The 15,409-nt window shown below is 71.8% G+C and carries 14 protein-coding genes; 5 read left to right on the top strand and 9 right to left on the bottom strand.

Translation table 11 applies throughout. The annotated features are described in order from the left end of the window. The first annotated feature begins 70 nt into the window (after positions 1 to 70). Positions 71 to 778 (top strand): ester cyclase, encoded by a 708-nt coding sequence (locus ACSU6M_RS20790; RefSeq protein ID WP_437071256.1) that lies wholly within the window; start codon positions 71 to 73, stop codon positions 776 to 778. Between the two features lie 154 nt (positions 779 to 932). Here ACSU6M_RS20790 and groL read toward each other — a convergent pair whose 3' ends face one another. The 4 genes from groL to ACSU6M_RS20770 form a co-directional block, all read right to left on the bottom strand. Then, positions 933 to 2,561: a chaperonin GroEL gene (gene groL, locus ACSU6M_RS20785; protein WP_437071254.1), complete on the bottom strand. Its 1,629-nt coding sequence runs from the start codon at positions 2,559 to 2,561 to the stop codon at positions 933 to 935. A gap of 126 nt (positions 2,562 to 2,687) precedes the next feature. Further along, complete coding sequence (groES, locus tag ACSU6M_RS20780) at positions 2,688 to 2,996, bottom strand: co-chaperone GroES (protein ID WP_437071253.1); 309 nt, start codon at positions 2,994 to 2,996, stop codon at positions 2,688 to 2,690. A 339-nt stretch (positions 2,997 to 3,335) separates the two neighbouring features. Then, positions 3,336 to 4,172 (bottom strand): polysaccharide deacetylase family protein, encoded by an 837-nt coding sequence (locus tag ACSU6M_RS20775; RefSeq protein ID WP_437071252.1) that lies wholly within the window; start codon positions 4,170 to 4,172, stop codon positions 3,336 to 3,338. Continuing rightward, entirely contained in the window at positions 4,169 to 5,065 is an 897-nt protein-coding gene (locus ACSU6M_RS20770; protein WP_437075264.1) for a polysaccharide deacetylase family protein, read from the bottom strand. The genes ACSU6M_RS20775 and ACSU6M_RS20770 overlap by 4 nt, the downstream gene beginning before the upstream one ends. Positions 5,066 to 5,542: 477 nt before the next feature. On the opposite strand from ACSU6M_RS20770, the gene ACSU6M_RS20765 reads away from it, so the two are divergent. Continuing rightward, positions 5,543 to 6,703 (top strand): class I SAM-dependent methyltransferase, encoded by a 1,161-nt coding sequence (locus tag ACSU6M_RS20765; RefSeq protein ID WP_437071251.1) that lies wholly within the window; start codon positions 5,543 to 5,545, stop codon positions 6,701 to 6,703. Between the two features lie 21 nt (positions 6,704 to 6,724). Here ACSU6M_RS20765 and ACSU6M_RS20760 read toward each other — a convergent pair whose 3' ends face one another. The 5 genes from ACSU6M_RS20760 to ACSU6M_RS20740 form a co-directional block, all read right to left on the bottom strand. Then, positions 6,725 to 7,927 (bottom strand): RNA polymerase sigma factor, encoded by a 1,203-nt coding sequence (locus ACSU6M_RS20760; RefSeq protein WP_437075262.1) that lies wholly within the window; start codon positions 7,925 to 7,927, stop codon positions 6,725 to 6,727. 95 nt (positions 7,928 to 8,022) lie between these two features. Beyond that, on the bottom strand, positions 8,023 to 8,385 hold the full coding sequence (locus ACSU6M_RS20755; protein ID WP_437071249.1) for a YciI family protein: 363 nt from the start codon (positions 8,383 to 8,385) through the stop codon (positions 8,023 to 8,025). A gap of 127 nt (positions 8,386 to 8,512) precedes the next feature. Next, positions 8,513 to 9,586 carry an LCP family protein gene (locus ACSU6M_RS20750; protein WP_437071247.1) on the bottom strand — a complete coding sequence of 358 codons (1,074 nt, stop codon included), beginning with the start codon at positions 9,584 to 9,586 and terminating at the stop codon, positions 8,513 to 8,515. A gap of 85 nt (positions 9,587 to 9,671) precedes the next feature. Continuing rightward, complete coding sequence (locus ACSU6M_RS20745) at positions 9,672 to 11,021, bottom strand: endo-1,4-beta-xylanase (protein WP_437071245.1); 1,350 nt, start codon at positions 11,019 to 11,021, stop codon at positions 9,672 to 9,674. 83 nt (positions 11,022 to 11,104) lie between these two features. Beyond that, the gene (locus ACSU6M_RS20740) at positions 11,105 to 12,184 is read right to left on the bottom strand and encodes a LacI family DNA-binding transcriptional regulator (RefSeq protein ID WP_437071243.1); all 1,080 of its coding nucleotides are present in this window, start codon (positions 12,182 to 12,184) and stop codon (positions 11,105 to 11,107) included. 128 nt (positions 12,185 to 12,312) lie between these two features. Between ACSU6M_RS20740 and ACSU6M_RS20735 the strand changes: the two genes are divergently transcribed. The 3 genes from ACSU6M_RS20735 to ACSU6M_RS20725 are packed head-to-tail and all read left to right on the top strand — an operon-like array spanning position 12,313 to position 15,405. Continuing rightward, positions 12,313 to 13,647, top strand: a complete 1,335-nt coding sequence (locus tag ACSU6M_RS20735; RefSeq protein ID WP_437071241.1) for an ABC transporter substrate-binding protein — start codon at positions 12,313 to 12,315, stop codon at positions 13,645 to 13,647. Beyond that, positions 13,644 to 14,498, top strand: coding sequence for a carbohydrate ABC transporter permease (locus tag ACSU6M_RS20730; RefSeq protein ID WP_437071239.1), 855 nt, complete (start codon positions 13,644 to 13,646; stop codon positions 14,496 to 14,498). The genes ACSU6M_RS20735 and ACSU6M_RS20730 overlap by 4 nt, the downstream gene beginning before the upstream one ends. 4 nt (positions 14,499 to 14,502) lie before the next feature. Continuing rightward, entirely contained in the window at positions 14,503 to 15,405 is a 903-nt protein-coding gene (locus tag ACSU6M_RS20725) for a carbohydrate ABC transporter permease (protein ID WP_437071238.1), read from the top strand. Positions 15,406 to 15,409 lie beyond the last annotated feature (4 nt).

The raw sequence follows: 15,409 nt of genomic DNA, 5'->3' as shown, positions 1-15,409 counted from the left end.
CCGTGCGGGGGCCGGTCGGTGGAAGAATGGTGCTGTTCGGACGGACCCCAGGGGGGTCGGAGGCGGCGCCATGACGTTCGTACAGATCATCGACTGCAAGACGAGCCGGTTCGACGAGATGAACCGGCTGATGGACACGTGGGTCGAGCAGACCAAGGGGAAGCGGACGGCGACGCACAGCCTGATCGGCAAGGACCGGTCGGACGCGTCGCACTTCATCGAGATCGTGGAGTTCCCGTCGTACGAGGAGGCGATGCGGAACTCGAACCTTCCGGAGACGGACCGGGTCTTCCGGGAGATGGTGGCGATCTGCGACGAGATGCCGACGTTCACGGACCTGGACGTCGTACGGGACGAGCAGCTGTACGCGGCCACGGTGCGGCGGCTGCTGGAGACGATGGGCACGCCGGGCGAGCTCCCGCCGCTCGACGACCTGGTCGCGGAGCACTACCACGACCACGATCCGGCCAAGGAGCAGGACACCGTCGGGCGGGACGGCGTGCGGCGCGAGCTGGCGACGTGGCGCGAGGGGTTCGACTTCGCGTTCACCGTGGAGGACCTGATCGCCGAGGGCGACAAGGTGTGTGTGCGGTGGTTCTGGAAGGGCACCCACAAGGGCGACTTCCTGGGGATCGCGCCCACCGGCAGGGAATGCACCATGAGCGGCACGACCGTCTTCCGGTGCGGCGGTGACGGGAAGGTCGTCGAGGGCTGGTGGGAGTACGACCGGCTGGGGCTGATGGCGCAGCTCGGGATGCTGGACCCGCTGGAGAGGTAGGGCGCCAGGGAGCCGCACGGGCCGCCACCGCCGGCCGGACGCCGCACGGCCCGCACCGCCAGGCCGGACACCGCAGGGCCCGGCGCCGCTGCGGGGAAGCCGGAAGGCCCGGCGCCCCTTGACGGGGTGCCGGGCCTTCGGGTGACGAGGTGCGTCAGTGGGCGTGGCCGTGGCTGTGGCCGTGGCCCGCCTCGGCCGGCTCCTCTTCCTTCTTCTCGACGACCAGGGTCTCGGTCGTGAGCAGGAGGGAGGCGATGGAGGCGGCGTTCTCCAGGGCGGAGCGGGTGACCTTGACCGGGTCGATGACGCCCTGCTTGACCAGGTCGCCGTACTCGCCGGTGGCGGCGTTGAAGCCCTGGCCCTTGTCGAGCTCGGCGACCTTGGAGGTGATGACGTAGCCCTCCAGGCCGGCGTTCTCGGCGATCCAGCGCAGCGGCTCGACGGCGGCGCGGCGGACGACGGAAACACCCGTGGCCTCGTCGCCGGTCTTGCCGAGGTTGCCCTCCAGGACCTTCACGGCGTGGACCAGCGCGGAGCCACCACCGGAGACGATGCCCTCCTCGACCGCGGCGCGGGTCGCGGAGATGGCGTCCTCCAGACGGTGCTTCTTCTCCTTCAGCTCCACCTCGGTGGCGGCGCCGACCTTGATCACGCACACGCCGCCGGCCAGCTTCGCGAGGCGCTCCTGGAGCTTCTCGCGGTCCCAGTCGGAGTCGGTGTTCTCGATCTCGGCCTTGATCTGGGCGACGCGGCCCTGGACGTCCTCGGACTTGCCGGCGCCGTCCACGATGGTGGTGTCGTCCTTGGTGACGGTCACGCGGCGGGCGGAGCCCAGCACGTCCAGACCGGCCTGGTCGAGCTTGAGGCCGACCTCCTCGGAGATGACGGTGGCGCCGGTGAGGATCGCCATGTCCTGCAGCATCGCCTTGCGGCGGTCACCGAAGCCGGGGGCCTTGACCGCGACCGCGTTGAAGGTGCCGCGGATCTTGTTCACGACGAGGGTGGACAGGGCCTCGCCCTCGACGTCCTCGGCGATGATCAGCAGCGGCTTGGAGCCACCGGCCTGGATGACCTTCTCCAGCAGCGGCAGCAGGTCCTGGATGGAGGAGATCTTGCCCTGGTTGATGAGGATGTAGGGGTCCTCCAGGACGGCCTCCATGCGCTCCTGGTCCGTCACGAAGTACGGCGACAGGTAGCCCTTGTCGAAGGCCATGCCCTCGGTGAAGTCCAGCTCCAGGCCGAAGGTGTTGGACTCCTCGACGGTGATGACACCGTCCTTGCCGACCTTGTCCATCGCCTCGGCGATGAGCTCGCCGACCTGCTGGTCCTGGGCGGACAGCGCGGCGACGGCGGCGATGTCGGACTTCTCGTCGATCGGGCGGGCGGTCGCGAGGAGGTCCTCGGAGACGGCCTTGACCGCGGCGTCGATGCCCTTCTTCAGGGCGGCCGGGGAGGCGCCGGCGGCGACGTTCTTCAGGCCCTCGCGCACCAGCGCCTGGGCGAGCACGGTGGCGGTGGTGGTGCCGTCACCCGCGATGTCGTTGGTCTTGGTCGCCACCTCCTTCACCAGCTGGGCGCCGAGGTTCTCGTACGGGTCCTCGACCTCGACCTCGCGGGCGATGGTCACACCGTCGTTGGTGATGGTGGGAGCACCGAACTTCTTGTCGATGACGACGTTGCGGCCCTTGGGACCGATCGTCACCTTGACGGTGTCGGCGAGCTTGTTGACGCCGCGCTCGAGGGCGCGACGGGCGTCCTCGTCGAACTTCAGGATCTTCGCCATGGCAGCGGGAGCCCTCTCGGAAAGTCTGGGGTAAAGACACTGCGCCCCGGGCGCCCGGCTACTTATCGGTCGCTGGGGCCAGGGGCGCAGTGGAAAGCAAAGGTGCTTCGGAAGAAGCGGGGTGAACTACTTCTCGATGATCGCGAGGACGTCGCGAGCCGAGAGGACGAGGTACTCCTCGTTGTTGTACTTCACCTCGGTGCCGCCGTACTTGCTGTAGAGGACGATGTCGCCGACCTTGACGTCGAGCTCGACGCGCTTGCCGTCCTCGATGCGGCCCGGGCCCACGGCCAGGACGACGCCCTCCTGGGGCTTCTCCTTGGCGGTGTCCGGAATGACCAGGCCAGAGGCCGTGGTCTGCTCGGCGTCCAGCGGCTGGACCACGATGCGGTCCTCGAGCGGCTTGATGGCAACCTTGGAGCTGGCGGTCGTCACGATCCGACCTCCCCCTTCGGAGATCTCACGGGGTTAACTGTCTGAGGTGGCGACCAGGTCGATCCGTCGTCGCGGGTGCCGGACCTGCCCGTCGCGTTGTTGGCACTCTCCAGTGGGGAGTGCCAGAGCCGAGACTATGACCGCGATTAGCACTCGGTCAAGCGGAGTGCCAATGGCCGTGCGGCGCGGCGGGCGGACGCGAGCGTTTCCGGGGCGGATCTTGAGCGAGCGCGGGGCGTGAGCGACCCGCGGGTCGTGAGCGAGCGCGGGTCGTGAGCGACCGCGGGTCGTGAGCGTGCTTCGGGAGCCGGTGCTCCCCGTGACGCGGACGCCGTGGCGTCAGAGGTAGTCCTCCAGCCTCCCCACCGTCAGCCCCAGCCGCTGGATCTCCCGCAGCACCGCGATCGTGCGGTCCCGCAGCGGCGGGGCGGTGGGGTCGTCGGAGGGCAGCGCGACGATGACCCCCGGGCCCAGCCCCGACGGGGCCCGGGTGCCGACGGCGGTGGCGCTCCAGCGGACGACCGCGGCGATCCCGCAGTCGGCGGCGGCGCGCAGGGTGGTGGTGTCGTACGCCCCGTAGGGCGGCCGGAAGAGACGGGGCCTGATGCCGAAGCGGGCGCGCAGCTTCTCCTGCTGGCCGCAGATCTCGGCGCGCTGTCCGGCGTAGGGCAGGGCGCGCAGGACGGTGTGGTCGAGGGTGTGGTTCTGCACGCTCGCGCCGACCGCGCGCAGCCGCGCGAAGTGGGCGTAGCCGGGGCCGACGACGCTGTCGGTGAGGAACAGGCTCACCGGCAGCCGCAGTTCGCGGACCAGGTCGACGAACCGGGGGTCGCGTTCGGCGCCGTCGTCATAGGTCAGGAACACCACCTTGTCGCGGGTCGGCACCCGTTCGACGACCGGCGGGAGGACGCCGGGTGCCGCCGGGCGGGGCCGGCGGACCGGCTGCGGCGCGGCGGGCAGCGGGGCGGCGAGCCCCCAGCGGCGGTACGCCGGCTCCGGGGCGCGGGAGTCCCCGGCGACGGCCGCGGCGGTGCGCCGGCCCGCCGGCGATCCCTCCCCCTCCGTGCCCCCGCCCACCGCGCCCTGCGCCCGTCCCGCCGGTTCGGCGGGACGGGCGCAGCCGGTCAGCAGCGCGGCCGCGGCGAGTGCGCCCGCGATCAGCCCGCGCACCTTCACAGGTAGTCCTCCAGCCGCGCCACCGCGTATCCCTCGTCCGTCACCTTCTTCAGGAACCGGCGGATCATGTCGGGCATCGTGCCCTTCCAGTCGTCCCGCCCCCGGAAGTGGCTGAGGACGATGTCGCCGGGGTGGAGGCTGCGGTCCCACTCGCGGTACTCCCAGCGGTCGGCGAAGACCTCCTCGTTCCAGAGTGGGGCGTACTTCACGCCGCAGGCCCTCGCGGCACGCAGGGTGTCCTTGTTGTAGCTGCCGAAGGGCGGGCGGAAGAGGACGGGGCGGGTGCCGTAGCGCTTCTCGATGACGTCCTGCATGCCGCAGATCTCGCGCTTCTGGCGGTCGTAGGACAGTCCGGGCATGAACGGGTGGTGCAGGGTGTGGTTGTGCAGGCCCGTGCCGCGGTCCTGCATCCGCTTGAAGTAGCCGTAGTCCTCCTTGACGAGGTAGTCGCTGAGGAACGCGGTGTAGGGGATCTTCAGGTCGCTCATCATGCGCAGGAACGCCGGGTCCTTCTCGGCGCCGTCGTCGATGGTGAGGAAGACGATCTTGCGGGTGGTGGGGACCGTCGTGAAGACCGGGGGCAGGCCCAGGGCCTCGTGGCCGTCCACCTCGAAGCCCTCACGGGTGCGGATCACGGGCTTGCGGGCGGGTGGGGCGGGGGCCATGAGCGGCACCTTCGTCAGGCCCCAGCGTCTCGCGGCGGCCCTGCGGGCGGTGTACTCCGCCTGCAGCCGGGTGGCGTAGGAGTCCAGGGCGCGGGCCGGGGGCGCCTTCAGGGGCGGCTGCTGGCCGGGGGCCGGACGCGCCTGACCGCTCGGACGGGGGGCTCCCTCGGCACACCCCGAGGCGACCGCGGCGGCGGCCAGCACGGCGAGCGCGGCGCGGGCCCGCAGCCCACGCACCTGCCGAAGCCGCGCGACCACACGGACCCGCCGGGGCCGCCCCGTCCGCCGGGCCGACGCGTCCCGGCCGCGAGGCCCGTCCCCGGCCGTCCCGTCCGCCCCGCCGAGCCCCTCATCCCGACCGCCCGGAGCGGACCGCCCGTCCGCGCCGGACCGCCGGTCCCCACCGGACCGCCCTCCCCCACCGGACCGCCGGTCCGCGCCGGACCGCCCTTCCACACCGGACCGCCCGTCCCCACCAGACCGCCGGTCGCCACCGAAGCGCCCCTCCCCACCGGACCGCCCCTCCCCACCGGACCCACCGTCAGGAGCGCCCCGGTCACCCCCGACCGAGCACCCCTTCGCCGCATTTTTATCGTTTTGTCCTACTACTCCCATGGCGCCGGATCCTCGCAGCCCCCCGCCCCCGACCCCCGCCGACACCGCCACCGCGGGCGCACCATCCACCGACTGGCCCACAATGACCCGGTGAACGACCTCGACGCCCTCCTCACCCCCGAAGGCCGCGCTCTCCTCGACGAGGTGCGCGGCACCGACCCCGCGCAGGAGCTGGCCGTCGCCACCCGGCTGCGCCGCGAGCACCCGGCCGAGCTGGTGTCGGCTGCGCTCGGCCAGGCGCGGCTGCGGCAGCGGGCGGCGGCCAAGTTCGCGGCCGAGGACGCGGCACGGATGTTCTTCACGCCGAACGGGGTCGAGCAGTCGACGCGGGCGAGCGTGGCGGCGTACCGGGCGCGGCGGCTGAAGGATCTCGGCGTCACCTCCGTCGCCGACCTGTGCTGCGGGATCGGCGGCGACGCGATCGCCCTCGCCCGGGCCGGCATCCGCGTCCTCGCGGTCGACCGCGACCCGCTCACCGCGCGCGTGGCCCGCGCCAACGCCGAGGCGCTCGGGCTCGCGGACCTGATCGAGGTGCGCGAGGCGGATGTCACGGAGGTCGACACGACCGCTCACGACGCGGTGTTCGTCGACCCCGCCCGACGCGGCGGGCGCGGCCGCATCTTCGATCCGGAGGCATACTCGCCGCCGCTGTCCTGGGCCGTGGCGGCCGCCCTGAAGGCCCCGCACGCCGCCCTGAAGATCGCACCCGGCGTGCCGCACGAGGCGATCCCCGACGCGGCCGAGGCCGAGTGGATCTCGGACGGCGGTGACGTGAAGGAGGCCGTGTTCTGGTTCGGCACCGCACCGGGAGCCGTCCGCGCGACCCTCCTCCCCGGCCCGCACACCCTGCACGGCACCGGCCTGCCCAACCCGCCCGTGCGCCCCCTCGGCCGCTACCTCTACGAACCCGACGGCGCCGTCATCCGCGCCCACCTGGTCGCCGAGGTGGCCCAGCGGCTCGGCGGCGGCCTGATCGACGAGACCATCGCCTACGTCACCTCCGACGAGCGGCAGGAGACCCCGTACGCCACCGGCTACGAGATCACCGACCAGCTGCCCTTCAACGTCAAGAAGCTGAAGGCCCTGCTGCGCGAGCGCGGGGTCGGGATCCTCACCGTGAAGAAGCGCGGCTCGGCCGTCGAGCCGGAGGAACTGCGCCGGAAGGTCAAGCCGCAGGGGCCGAACGCGGCGACCGTCTTCCTCACGCGCGTGGCGGGCGCCCCGACGATGCTGATCGGACGGCCCCTGTGAGGGCCTCGACGACACCGGCCGCTACGACACCTCCCGCGCCCGGCGCAGCAACAGCTCCCGCTCCCTGTCGTTGCGCGTGAGCGCCGCCGCGCGTTCGAACTCCGCCCGCGCCTGCCCCGTACGGCCGAGGCGGCTCAGGAGGTCGCCGCGGACGCTGGGCAGCAGGTGGTAGTCGTCCAGGGCGCCGCCGGCGGCGAGGGCGTCGACGATCTCCAGTGCCTCGGCGGGCCCGTCCGCCATGGAGACGGCCACCGCGCGGTTGAGTTCGACGACCGGGGAGGGGGCGCGGGCGGCGAGCAGGCCGTAGAGCGCGGCGATCCGGGGCCAGTCGGTCTCCTCGTAGGCCGCGGCCCGCGCATGGCACGCGGCGATCGCGGCCTGGAGGGTGAAGGGGCCGGGGGCACCGCCCTGTTCGAGGGCCCGTTCCAGGGCGGTGAAGCCGCGCCGGATCAGCAGCCGGTTCCACAGCCTCCGGTTCTGGTCGGCGAGCAGGACCGGCTCGCCGTCGGGGCCGGTGCGCGCCGCCGTGCGGGATGCCTGGAATTCCAGCAGGGCCGCCAGCCCGTGCGCCTCGGGCTCCTTGGGCATCAGCGCGGCCAGCACGCGCGCGAGCCGCAGGGCGTCCTCGCACAGCGCGGGGCGCAGCAGGTCGTCGCCGGCGGTGGCGGCGTACCCCTCGTTGAAGATCAGGTAGATGACCTCCAGGACCGAGCCGAGCCGGGCCGCCCGGTCCTCGCCGTAGGGCACCTCGAAGGGGACCCCCGCCTTCGCGAGCGTCCGTTTCGCCCGCACGATGCGCTGGGCGAGGGTGGCCTCCGGCACCAGGAAGGCGCGGGCGATCTCGTCCGTGCGCAGGCCGCCGACCAGCCGCAGGGTGAGCGCGGTGCGGGACTCGGCGGACAGCACCGGGTGGCAGGCGGTGAAGATCAGCCGCAGTACGTCGTCGTCGATGTCCCCGGGACCGGACGGTTCCGGGTCGTGCGCGGCGGCGGGCAGTTCGCGGCCGGCCTCCGCGAGCTTGCGGGCGTAGGTCTCGCGGCGCCGCACCAGGTCGATGGCGCGGTGCCTGGCGGTGGCCGTCAGCCAGGCGCCCGGGCGGTCCGGGACGCCCTCCCGCGGCCACTGCTCCAGTGCGGCGACGAGGGCGTCCTGGGCGATCTCCTCGGCCAGGCCGACGTCCCGGACGATCCGCGCCACGCCCGCGATGATCCGGGCGGACTCCATCCGGAAGACGGTCTCAAGGGTTTCGGCGACCGTCTGCTTGCCGTGTGCCGTCACATCTCACATGACAGCACACGGCACCGACAACGGCCGTGCGCTCAGGCCCCCGGCTCCTCGACCTCGCGGACCTCCAGACCCACCGTCCACTGCGGCGGGTGCACCTCCAGGAACCGCTTCCCCCACTCGATCGCCTCGGCCATGTCCTTGCACTGCATCAGCGCATAGCCGCCGACGACCTCCTTGGTCTCGGTGAACGGGCCGTCGGTGTACGACAGCTTGCCGTCCGACCAGGTGATCCGGGTGGACTCGGCGGTCGGCTTCAGCCCGGCGGTGTCCAGCATGACGCCCGCCTTGGTGATCTCCTCGAACAGCGCGCCCATGCGCTCCTCGAAGCCCGGGTCGGCGGACTCCATGTCGATGGTGTTCTCCTGGATGCGGATCAGGGACAGATAGCGGGGCATGGTGGCTCCTCGACTCGGCAGCGGGCGGGGTCTCTCCCCGCCTCTCACCTGTGCGTCGAACGGCGGCCGGCCGGATCGACAGCCCCGGCGGAAGAATTTTCCGGCGCCCGCCCCCGCCCCGGCGCGCTCACCGCAGCGACGCCCACAGCCGCCCCGCCTCCGGCTCGTCCGCGATCACGCGGTTGCGGTCCCACGGCGCCGGCACCACCGGCATCGTCACCGTCCGCACACTCCCCGGCGACAGATCCGTCAGGCTGCGGCCGAGGCCGGTGAGCTCGGCGAGGGAGTCCAGGCCGGTGTCGGTGGTGAGGCTGCCGGTGAGCGCGTCGGCGACCTCGTACAGGCGGGTGGGGCTGGTCAGCAGGCTGGTCGAGGAGATCCGCTCCAGCAGGGCCGTCACCAGCGTCTGCTGGAGCTCTATGCGGCCGAGGTCGCTGCCGTCGCCGACGCCCTTGCGGGTGCGGGCGAGGCCGAGGGCCTGCTCGCCGTCGAGCAGATGGGTGCCGGCGTCCAGGCGCAGATGGCTGTCCTCGTCGTCGATGTCCTGCTCGACGGTGACGGTGACCCCGCCCACGGCGTCCACGAGCCGCGCGAACCCGGCGAAGTCCAGCTCGACGTAGTGGTCCATGCGGACGTCGGTGAGCTCCTCGACGGTCTTCACCGCGCAGACGGGGCCGCCGACCGCGTAGGCGGAGTTGAACATGGCCGCCCGACGCGGTGCCGTCTCGCCGCCGGACGGCAGCGGGCAGGCGGGCCGGCGGACGAGGGTGTCGCGCGGGATGCTGACCACCGTGGCCGCCGTACGGCCCGCGTCGAGGTGGACGATCATCGCCGTGTCGGCGCGGCCGCCGTCTCCCCCGTCCTCGCCGCCGCCGAGCCGCTGGTTCTCGGCGCCGCTGCGGGTGTCCGAGCCCAGCACCAGGATGTTCAGCGCGCCGCTGGGCACCGGTGAGGCGGAGGCGGAGGGGGTCGTCATGCCCCGCGGCGGCCGGTCGTCACCGAGGGCCTGGTCGATGTCCACGCCGGTGATGTTGTGGTCGAGCCGCCAGTACGCCCAGCCCGCGGCACCGCCGGCCAGCAGCAGCGCGACGGCCAGCACGAGGCCGGCGGTCCTCAGGGCCGCCGACCGCCGGCCCGCTCCGGCGCCCTCGTCCTCGTCCTCGTTCCCGTCCCCGCCCGTGGTCCCCTCGCGTCCCCTCACGGGCAGGAACGTACGTCCGAAGCATTACGGGCGGGAACGTCACACCGTGTTTTCTTGGGAAAATCTCAGATTTCTCTGTCCCGCGTCAGCTCAGTGTCACCACGGGCACCGGATTGCTCCCGCTCCACGAGGCGTTGAACCCGAACGTCACCGAACCGCCGTCGGGAACCGTGCCGTTGTAGGAGGCGTTGGAACAGGTGACGGACGTCCCCGACTGGGTGCAGGAGGCGTTCCATGCCTGGGTGATGCGCTGTCCCGCCCCGAAGTCCCACTTGGCCGTCCAGGCCCTGAGCGCGGCCCCCGTGCAGTCGATCCGCACCTCGCCGGTGAAGCCGCCGCCCCACTGGTTGACGACACGGTAGGTGGCCTTGCAGCCGTCGCCCGGAGGCTCGGTGGTGCCGCCGCCCAGCGAGGCCGCGATCGCGTGGTACGCCGGCTTCGGCGCGAAGTTCTCGTCGTACGGCGTGGCCGCCCCGTAGCCCTCGAACCAGTCCGGGATCCAGGAGTCGGAGTCGGTGAAGCCCCACACCGTCACGCCGGTGCAGCGGCTGACGGCCAGACAGGCGTCCATGACCGCCCGGTAGTCACCGGCCTGCTGGGTGAGCTTGGCCTCGGTCGCCGGCAGCTGCATCCGGATGTCCAGCTCGGTGATGTGCACGTCCACGCCGAGGTCGGCGAAGCGCTGGATGTTCTGCTGGAGGGTGGAGGGCACCTGGCCGAGGATCAGATGGGCCTGCAGGCCCACGCCGTCGATCGGGACGCCGCGCTGCTTCAGCGACCGGACCAGGTTGTACAGGGCGGTGGACTTCGCGTTGACGCCCTCGACGTTGTAGTCGTTGATGTACAGCTCGGCGCTCGGGTCGGCGGCCCGCGCCCAGGTGAGGGCCTGGGCGATGTAGTCGGTGCCGAGGCCGTTCGACCAGATCGTGGAGCGGTAGGTGCCGTCCTCGTTGAACGGCTCGTTGACCACGTCCCAGGCATCGACCCGGCCCTTGTAGCGGGTCATCTCGGTGTCGATGTGGTCCTTGAGCAGGGTGCTCAGCTGGGCCGGGGTCCAGGTGCCGTTGGTCAGCCAGCCGGGGTTCTGGCTGTGCCAGACCAGGGTGTGGCCGCGCACCTGCTGCCCGTTGGCCTCGGCGAACTCGACGATCCGGTCGGCCTCGGCCCAGTTGAAGGTGCCGCGGCTGGGCTCGACCGACTCCCACTTCATGGCGTTGCCGGGGGTGAGCCAGTTGAACTCGCGGCCCGCGATCTCGCCGTAGGTGCCGGTCAGTTTGGAGCCGGTCACCGCCGTGCCGATCGCCCTGCCCTTGGCGTGCGCGAGGTCGCGCAGCGGGGCGTCGGCGGCCTGGGCCGCGGGGGCGGCGACCAGCAGCGCGGCGAGCGCGGTGAGGCCGGTGGCGAGGGGTGCGAAGCCTGATCTGAGCAATCTCATGTGCGGGTGCCTCCGAAAGTTTCGGTGGTGCAACCGATTGGCTTCGGAGGAGTGTGGAGGGGCCCGTCCCCCTCGTCAATATGTCAACTTTCGGCCAACGCCGCCTCCTGCGCCCCCTGCGGAGCGCCGGTGCTGCTGCGCACCACCAGGCTCGTGGCCAGCTCCACCCGGCTCGACGTCGGCGCCCCCGCGTCCCCGCGCCCCAGCTCCAGCACCAGCCGGGCCGCCGCCTCGGCCATCTCGGTCAGCGGCTGCCGTACGGTCGTCAGCGGCGGCCCCACCCAGCGGGCGACCGGCAGATCGTCGAACCCGACCACGCTCAGGTCCTCCGGGATGCGCAGCCCCAGCTCGCGGGCCGCCTCGTACAGGCCCAGCGCCTGGAGGTCGTTGCCCGCGAAGACGGCGGTCGGCCGGTCGGGCCGGCGCAGCAGCTCCAGGCCCAGTCGGTAGCCGGCCTCGTGGTGGAAGTCGCCGGTGACGATCAGCGACGGATCGACCGGCAGCCCCGCGGTCTCCAGCGCGGCCCGGTAGCCGTCCACCCGGGCGCGGCTGCACATCATCCGCGAGGGCCCGCTGATCGCGCCGATCCGGGTGTGGCCGAGATCCACCAGGTGCCGGGTGGCGGCGAGGCCGCCCTGCCAGTTGGTGGCGCCGATCGAGGGCACGTCCGCGCCGGGGTCGCCCGCCGGGTCCATCACCACGAACGGGATGGACCGGCTGGTCAGCAGCGCCCGCTGGGACTCGTCCAGCTCGGACAGCACCAGGATCACGCCGTGCGGGCGCCGGGCCGCGACCTGGTCGGCCCAGGTCCGGCCGGGGGTGAGCCGCCCGGCGATCTCGGAGAGCACCACGCTGAGCCCGGCGTCGCGGGCCACGTTCTCCACACCCCGGATGACCTCCAGCGCCCAGGCGCTCTCCAGCTCGTGGAAGACCAGGTCGATCAGCGGGGAGCGGGTCGACTCGGCCCGCCGCCGCCGGTAGCCGTGGGCGCGCAGCAGCTCCTCGACCCGCATCCGGGTGCCCGGCGCCACATCGGCCCGCCCGTTGAGGACTTTCGAAACAGTCGGCGCGGAGACTCCGGCCTCACGGGCGATCTCGGCAAGGGTCGCGGTCTGGGTGGAGCGCGCCGCCGTCGGGGTTTCAGCGGATTCCGGAGCTGTCATGCCGGCGATCGTATCTCTGCGCATGGTCTTGACGGACCCCTTCTGCCGCCATACCTTCCCGGAACATTCGAAGTTCAATCCGAATCTTTCGCCGACTCACTGCTCGATCTTCCGGGAGAGGTGCTCTCATGGGGTCCATCACGCCGACCCACGGTGGCCGTACGTTCAGCAGACGCGGGATCCTCGGGGCGGGTGCCGCCGCCCTGCTCACACCGGCCCTGGCCGCCTGCGGCGGGGACGACGGGTCCGGCTCCGGCGGCGGCACGATCACCGCCTTCGTCTACGGCGACGACGCCGTGAAGGTGCAGCAGGCCGCCGTCGACCGCTTCAACGCCTCGGCCGCCGCCAGGAAGACGGGCGGCAAGGTCCGCCTGCAGAAGGTGCCCGGCTCCGACTACTCGCCCAAGCTGCGCACGGCCATGGGCTCGCCCAGCGCCCCGGATGTGTTCTTCAACTGGGGCGGCGGCTCCATCAAGGCGTACGAGGAGGCGGGCAAGCTCGTCGACCTCACCGGCATCATCGAGTCCGACCCGGTCCTCAGGGACGGCTTCCTGCCCTCGGTGCTGTCTGCCGGTGACCTGGGGGGCCGCCACTACGGCATCCCGATGCGCGGCATGCAGCCGGTGATCCTCTTCTACAACAAGTCCGTCTTCGCCGAGCACAAGCTGCAACCGCCCACCAGCTGGGACCAGTTGCTCGACATCAACGCCAAGCTCAAGCGGGCCGGCATCACCCCCTTCGCGCTCGGCGGCTCCGACATCTGGCCGGAGCTGATGTGGCTGGAGTACCTCGTGGACCGGCTCGGCGGCCCCGAGGTGTTCCGGCGCATCCAGGACGGAGACGCCGAGGGCTGGGGCGACCCGGCGGTGCTCAGGGCCGCCGAGATGGTGAAGGAGCTGATCGACGACGGCGCCTTCGGCTCCAAGTTCACTTCCGTGTCGTACGTCAACGGCGGCGCTCCCGCGGTCTTCGCGCGCGGCAAGGCGGCCATGCACCTGATGGGGTCCTGGGAGTACTCCACGCAGCTCGGCAAGTTCCCCGACTTCGCCAGGAAGCACCTGGGCTGGGCCCCGTTCCCGCAGATCGAGGGCGGCAAGGGGTCCGCGCGCAATGTGGTCGGCAACCCCACCAACTACTGGTCGGTCAACGCCCGCACCCGCAACAAGGACGCCGCGATCGCCTTCCTCAAGACGTGCGCGTCCAAGGAGTACGCCCAGGCGCTGGTCGCCAACGGCGACGTCCCCACGACGTCGAACGCGGCCCTGCTGCTCGGCAAGTCCCCGAACCCCGAGTACGCGCTCTTCCAGTACAAGATGGTCGAGGACGCGCCCGCCTTCACCCTCTCCTGGGACCAGGCGCTCGGTGACGAGCTGGGCACCCGGATGCACACGGAGATAGGCAAGCTGTTCGCGGGCAAGTCCTCCCCCGCCGACTTCGTGGCGGCGTGCAAGGGGCTGAAGTGAGCGCCGCGAAATCCCGTCCGCACGCCTCCTGGGCCCTGCCCGCGGTGCTGTTCTTCACGTTCTTCGCGGTCGTCCCGATGGCCCTGGCCTTCTACCTGTCCTTCACCTCCTGGGACGGCCTGGGCGACCCCCGCCCGGTGGGCCTGGACAACTGGCAGAAGCTGCTCGACGACCCGCGCCTGACCCAGTCCTTCAAGCTCACCGTCCTGCTGACCCTGGCCAGCTGGCTGTTCCAGACGGTCGTCTCCCTGCTGCTCGGCGTCTGGGCGGCAGGGCCCCAGCGCAACCGGGCCGTGCTGTCGGCGATCTTCTTCATCCCGCTGCTGCTGTCCTCGACCGCCGTCGCCCTGCTGTTCTACGCCCTGCTCGACCCGAACTTCGGCATCATCCAGAAGGACACCCTCGGCTCGTCCTCCGGCGCGTTCCTCGCGATCGTGTTCGTCGGCGGCTGGCAGTTCATCCCGCTGCACACCCTGATCTACCAAGGCGGCGCCCGCCAGATCCCGCCGGTCCTCTACCAGGCGGCGGCCATCGACGGCGCCGGCCGCTACCGGCAGTTCTTCTCCATCACCCTGCCGCAGCTGCGGCACACCATCACCACGTCCACGGTCCTGATCGTGGTGGGCTCCCTGACCTACTTCGAGACGGTCCTGATCCTCACCAAGGGCGGCCCCGGCACGGACACCGCGATCCTGCCGTACCTGATGTACGAGGCGGGCTTCCGCAGTTACGACTTCGGCTACGCCAGCGCCATCGCCTCCTTCCTGGTCCTGGCCGCCACCGGACTGTCCCTGCTGCTGGTGCGGCTGACCGGCTTCGGCGGCATGCGCAGCACCCGCGAAGGGATGTGACGCGATGTCCCACGACACCCTGCCGCGCCCCACGAAGACCACCGGCGCCGCGCCCGCGCCGCCCCGACCGCCCCGCCGCCGACGCCACTGGACCCGCCGCCCCAACCCGGTCGCGGGCGCCGGCGCCCTGATCTGGCTGGTGGTCGTCCTGATCCCGGTCTACGCGATGCTCTCCGCGTCCCTGACCGGCCCGGACAAGGCCCTCACCGGCAACCCCCTCAAGCCACCGAGCGACCCCACCCTCGACAACTACAACACCGTCCTGAACAGCGGCTTCGGCCATCTGCTGGCCAACACCGCGATCGTCGCCGTGGCCGTCGTCGGCATCGTCCTTCTGCTGTGCGTGCCGCTCGCCTATGTCGTCGTCCGCACCCGCAACCGCTGGTCGGGGGCCGCCTTCCGGCTGTTCCTGCTGGGCGTGGCGATCCCCGCGCAGGCCGTGGTCGTCCCGCTGTACCTGCTGATCGCCAAGCTCGACCTCTACGACACCCTGCTCGCCGTCATCCTGCCGACGGCGGCCTTCGCGATGCCGGTCTCGGTGCTGGTGCTCGTCGGCACGCTCCGGGACATCTCCGAGGAGCTGTACGAGGCGATGGCGCTGGACGGGGCGAGTCCGCTCAGGATGCTGTTCCGGCTGACGATCCCGCTGGCCAAGGGCGGTATCAGCACGGTCGTCGTCTACTCGGCGCTCCAGGCGTGGAACGGCTTCCTCTTCCCGCTGATCTTCACCCAGTCCGACGGCCCCCGGGTGCTGACCCTCGGCCTGTTCAACTACGTCAGCCAGTTCGGCGTGAACATCCCCGCCCTGCTGGCCTCGGTCGTCCTCTCCGGCATCCCGATCTTCGCCGTCTACCTGGTGGCCCGGCGCGCCCTCGTCGGCGGCCTGATGGGCGTGGGCGGCAAGTGAGCCG

The organism is Streptomyces sp. enrichment culture (assembly GCF_964272895.1).
Taxonomy (GTDB): Bacteria; Actinomycetota; Actinomycetes; order Streptomycetales; family Streptomycetaceae; genus Streptomyces.
The sequence above is the reverse complement of the archived record's forward strand: the minus strand, read 5'-3'. Positions and strand labels throughout refer to the sequence as shown.